We start from the raw sequence: 4367 nt of genomic DNA, 5'->3' as shown, positions 1-4367 counted from the left end.
CTTGACGTCCAGCGGGCGGACCTCGCCGTTCTCGAGGATCTTGCCCTTGCCGGCGGCGATGACCTTGCCCTCCAGCGGCTTCTCCTTGGCCGAGTCGGGGATGATGATCCCGCCCTTGGTCTTGGATTCTTCTTCCACGCGCTTCACGAGCACGCGGTCGCCGAGCGGACGAAACGCCATCTGTAGTGTCTCCCAATACAATTTCGATTGAGCCCCGGAGTCCGGCTTTGGCAGCCGCTGCCCCCGAGTGCTAACGAGTGGGCAGGTAGGGCTCCCGACCCCCATCGTCAAGCACGGCCGCTCGGGAATCGTGGCCTCGCCGGCGAATGCGGGATGAACCGCGAATGAACCCCGTCCTCCGGCTCCATACACGCGCAGGCGGCCATAACTGCGGGTCCATGCCGCTTCGGCGCCGTCAAAGGAGCCATCCGATGAAAATTTCCTTCAAGACCTTCGCCGCCGGTTCGGTCGCGGCCCTCGCGCTCGCCGCCGCGGCGCCCGCCAGCGCCCAGTCCTACGGCTACGGCGGCGACCCGCTGTTCGACGCGATCATCCGCGGCGTCATCGCCGCCTCGGGCGACAATGATCGCCACCGCTACGACGAGGGCGCCTACCGCGGTCAGGACTGCCAGTATTACCGCGACGGCCGCTGCTACCGGAACCTCGGTCACTGGGAACGCGAGCATGGCATCAACAGCCGTGACCGCCAGTACGGGGACCGCAATTACAACGAGCGCTACGTTGAGGGCCGCACCTATCAGGGCCGTGGCTACTACCGCGACGGCCGCTTCTGGAGGAACCATGGCCAGTGGCGCAGCGCCCAGAATCACAACCGCGACTATCGCTACGAGCGTCGCTGGTAGAACAGCTCCCTTTCGCCCGGCCGCGTGAGTATTGGTCGGGCGTGGGCGAGGAAGGCGGGCGCCGGAAACGGAGGCCGTCTTTTTCATGGGCGGGTTTCGGGCAGGCCCGTCGGGGCCCGCTTTCGACCTTCGATTCCTCGGAAACCTTCCTTCGTTACCGACGGGCGGCCCATTCACCTTCGCTGATCGCTTCGCGGCGACGCAACTCAAGCAATTTTACTTTCAAGGTATTGAAAACACTCCCGTCCGGGGACCGGGAGGCGGTGAGTTGCTGCAAATCGAAACAGTTCACCATGGCACTGCTGACGCCGTCGAAGTTGGGTTCGATGCACTCACCGGTAAAGCGATACGAGCGCTCTCCATCCTGACGGCCAGCCCGAAGACGGCCGATGACGGTGCCGACGCGATACTGCCGGGGCAGTGAGCTTTCAGTGTCGAACTCGCTGATCGTCACTGTTCCTTCCGAAACCGTCACCTTGATCTTCCGCCGCACATCATACCAATCGCCCTCGACATAGGAGAGGGGGTCCGCCGGCGTTCGAAGTTCCGTGGGCGCGGGTGTTTGGGAGATCGCCGACGTTCCGAAGCCGAGCGAAAACAGGACAGCGATGACAGAGGTGCGGATCATGTTGGGCCCCGGAACAGACAGGCTGAACAGTTTCCACACGGCGTGGATGCTGACAAGTGGACGAGCGCCAGCGTCGGCCCCCCTACACCATCAGCCGCTTCATCAGCTCCGCCGTCGACGGATCCAACCCTTCCGACGGCTCCCCCGCCTGCACGTCCGTCAGGATCGCCCTGGCCAGCACCTTGCCCAGTTCGACGCCCCACTGGTCGAAGCTGTTGATGTCCCAGATGACGCCCTCGACGAAGGTCTTGTGCTCATAGAGGGCGATCAGGGCCCCGACCGCCTCGGGCGTCAGGGCGTCCATCAGCAGGGTCGTCGACGGCCGGTCGCCGGGGAAGGTCCTGTGCGGCGCCAGCCGGTCGGCCTCGGCTTCGTCCGCCCCGGCCGCCCGCAGTTCGGCGTGCGCCTCGGCTTCGGTCTTGCCGACCATCAGGGCCTGGGCCTGGGCCAGGGCGTTGGACCACAGCGGCGCGTCGCCCTGGCGGTCGTCCATGGCCGCCTCGGAGGTGTGGCGGACCACGATGAATTCGGCGGGAACCACCTGCGGCCCCTGGTGAATCTGCTGGAAGAAGGCGTGCTGGCCGTTGGTGCCCGGCTCGCCGAACACGATCGGCCCGGTGGCGGTGTCGACGGGCGAGCCGTCGCGCTTCACCCGCTTGCCGTTCGATTCCATCTCCAGCTGCTGCAGGAAGGCCGGCAGACGGCGCAGGCCATGCGCGTAGGGGGCGACCGTACGGGCGTGCCGGTCCAGACCTTCGACGTTGAACACCTGCGCCAGCGCCAGCAGCACCGGGGCGTTCTTCTCCAGATCCGCCTCGCGGAAATGGTCGTCCATGGCGCGCGCACCGGCCAGCACCCGTTCGAACACGTCCCAGCCCAGCGCCACCGCGACCGACAGGCTGACCGCCGACCACAGCGAATAGCGGCCGCCGACCCAGTCGCGGAAGCCGAAGGTGCGGCCGCAGCCCCAGGCCTCGGCCTTGTCCGGCGCGGCGGTGACCCCGACGAGGTGCCGGACCAGCCGCTTCGGCGACAGGCTTTCGGCCAGCCAGGCCTTGGCCAGATCGGCGTTGGCCAGCGTCTCCTGGGTGGTGAAGGTCTTGGACACCACCACCACCAGCGTCGTCGCGGGATCCAGCCCGGCCAGGGCCTCGCCCATGTCGCGCGGATCGATATTGGCCACGAAGCGCAGGTCGATGGTCGGCTCCAGCGGCCGCAGCGCGTCCCACAGCAGGCGCGGCCCCAGGTCCGAGCCGCCGATGCCGATGTGGACGATGGCCGTGAACGGCTGTTTGGTCCCGCCGGTTTCGGCTCCTGAGCCGATGTCCGTCGCGAACTGCGCCATCTCGCGCCGGGTCGCCGCCACCGCCTTCGAGACCGGCTCGCCCAGGGCCCGGAAATCGGCGTCGTCGGCGGCGCGCAGGGCGGGGTGCAGCACTGCCCGGCCCTCGGTGTTGTTGACCGCCTCGCCGCCGAACAGGGCCGCCCGCCGTCCCTCTATGTCGCAGGCCCGGGCCAGATCGAGGGCGGCCTCGAAGCCCTCGGCGGTCCAGCTCTGTTTGGACAGGTCCAGATACAGGCCGGCCGCCTCCACGCCCATGCGCTCGGATCGTCCCTGATCGGTCGCGAACTGATGCACGATGCGCGCGCCGGCGTCCTTGCGCGCCACGGCGCGAAGCATGTCCAGGGCCTGTTTGCGGGCGGTCATGGGCGAACTCTGCGGGAGGAGGGTAAACCCTCGTTTACGGGTGGGGCGTAAGCCGGTTCAACGCCGAAACCGTGATTCGGCCCAACATTATGAGGTCCGCCATGTCCTGCGGCGTCGCCCTGGCCGTCTCCCTGCTGCTCTCCGACCCGAACGTGGCCATCGCCGCGGCCCAGCCGCCGGTTGCCCCGAGCGCGCCCGTGTCCGTCGCCTCGGAGCCCCTGTTCGCCGACATCGTCGCCCGCTCGGGCGGCCTTCACGGTGAGGTTCAGGCCTGGCTGGCCGCTGGCGCCGGTGATCAGGCCGACTTCTTCGCCAGCCCGGCCTTCAGCCGCTTCAAGACCCAGGCGTCGGAACTGGCCGCGCTCGACATGCAGGGTCACCTGATCCTCAAGGAACGGGGCACGGACAACGACCTGAAATGCATCCTGCGCGGCATCTCGGAAGACATCCCGGTCAAGGTCGCCGCCGTGGAGGCCGCGCCCAATCCGGCCGAGCGCCGCGTCGCCCTCGACGAACTGGCCTATCTGCTCAACGACAATGTCGAGGTCATCACGGCGCCGCCGCAGCCGGAGGCCTAGCGCGGATCCCGCCATTCGCCCCCACGCCGCCGGCCTCATCCCCTGATCCTTCTCCCATTGGGAGAAGGTGGCCGGGCGGAGCCCGGTCGGATGTGGGTCGGTTGTTTCAGTCGGCGTGAGCCGCCGCTCCGGTCGGCGACGCGGCTTGCGCCGACTGCAGGCCACCGCCCCACACCCTTTCGCGCGACCGATCGCTTCGCTCCCGGGCGCTCAAGCCCTCTCCCAACGGGAGAGGGTCTTCAGCCAGCCTCCCCCAGCGCCTCGATCACCACCCCCTCGGTCAGCAGCTGGGGCAGGATGCGCGGCTCGGGCGAGCCGGGCGAGTACAGCAGATACAGCGGCACCCCCGAGCGGCCGTGCCTCTCCAATTCGGCGGTGATGGCGTCGTCGCGACGGGTCCAGTCGCCGACCAGATAGACGGCGTTGGCCGCCTCCATCGCGGCCGCGACCTTCGCCGAGCCCAGCGAGGTCCGCTCGTTGATCTTGCAGGTCACGCACCAGTCGGCGGTGAAATTGATCAGCACCGGCCGTCCTTCGGCCAGCGCCGCCTCGACCGCGGCCGGCGACCACGGCGCGCTGGCGGGCCGTGG

At 68.3% G+C, this 4367-nt stretch carries 6 protein-coding genes; 2 read left to right on the top strand and 4 right to left on the bottom strand.

The window, feature by feature from the left end:
• The coding region (locus RDU12_RS13055; protein ID WP_308685018.1) for a co-chaperone GroES at window positions 1-180 on the bottom strand (180 nt) is incomplete at its 3' end.
• Window positions 181-431: 251 nt separating this feature from the next.
• Between RDU12_RS13055 and RDU12_RS13050 the strand changes: the two genes are divergently transcribed.
• Complete coding sequence (locus RDU12_RS13050) at window positions 432-863, top strand: hypothetical protein (protein ID WP_300289570.1); 432 nt, start codon at window positions 432-434, stop codon at window positions 861-863.
• A gap of 154 nt (window positions 864-1017) precedes the next feature.
• On the opposite strand, the gene RDU12_RS13045 is transcribed toward RDU12_RS13050, so the two are convergent.
• Both RDU12_RS13045 and pgi read right to left on the bottom strand, forming a co-directional pair.
• Window positions 1018-1491, bottom strand: coding sequence for a hypothetical protein (locus tag RDU12_RS13045; RefSeq protein WP_308685017.1), 474 nt, complete (start codon window positions 1489-1491; stop codon window positions 1018-1020).
• 82 nt (window positions 1492-1573) lie between these two features.
• Window positions 1574-3199 (bottom strand): glucose-6-phosphate isomerase, encoded by a 1626-nt coding sequence (gene pgi, locus RDU12_RS13040; protein ID WP_300289568.1) that lies wholly within the window; start codon window positions 3197-3199, stop codon window positions 1574-1576.
• Between the two features lie 101 nt (window positions 3200-3300).
• On the opposite strand from pgi, the gene RDU12_RS13035 reads away from it, so the two are divergent.
• Complete coding sequence (locus RDU12_RS13035) at window positions 3301-3777, top strand: hypothetical protein (protein ID WP_300289567.1); 477 nt, start codon at window positions 3301-3303, stop codon at window positions 3775-3777.
• Between the two features lie 239 nt (window positions 3778-4016).
• On the opposite strand, the gene RDU12_RS13030 is transcribed toward RDU12_RS13035, so the two are convergent.
• The coding region (locus tag RDU12_RS13030) for a thioredoxin family protein (RefSeq protein ID WP_308685014.1) at window positions 4017-4367 on the bottom strand (351 nt) is incomplete at its 5' end.

It is taken from the genome of Brevundimonas sp. (assembly GCF_031082345.1).
Taxonomy (GTDB): domain Bacteria; phylum Pseudomonadota; class Alphaproteobacteria; order Caulobacterales; family Caulobacteraceae; genus Brevundimonas.
This window is presented reverse-complemented; position numbering and strand designations above follow the sequence as displayed.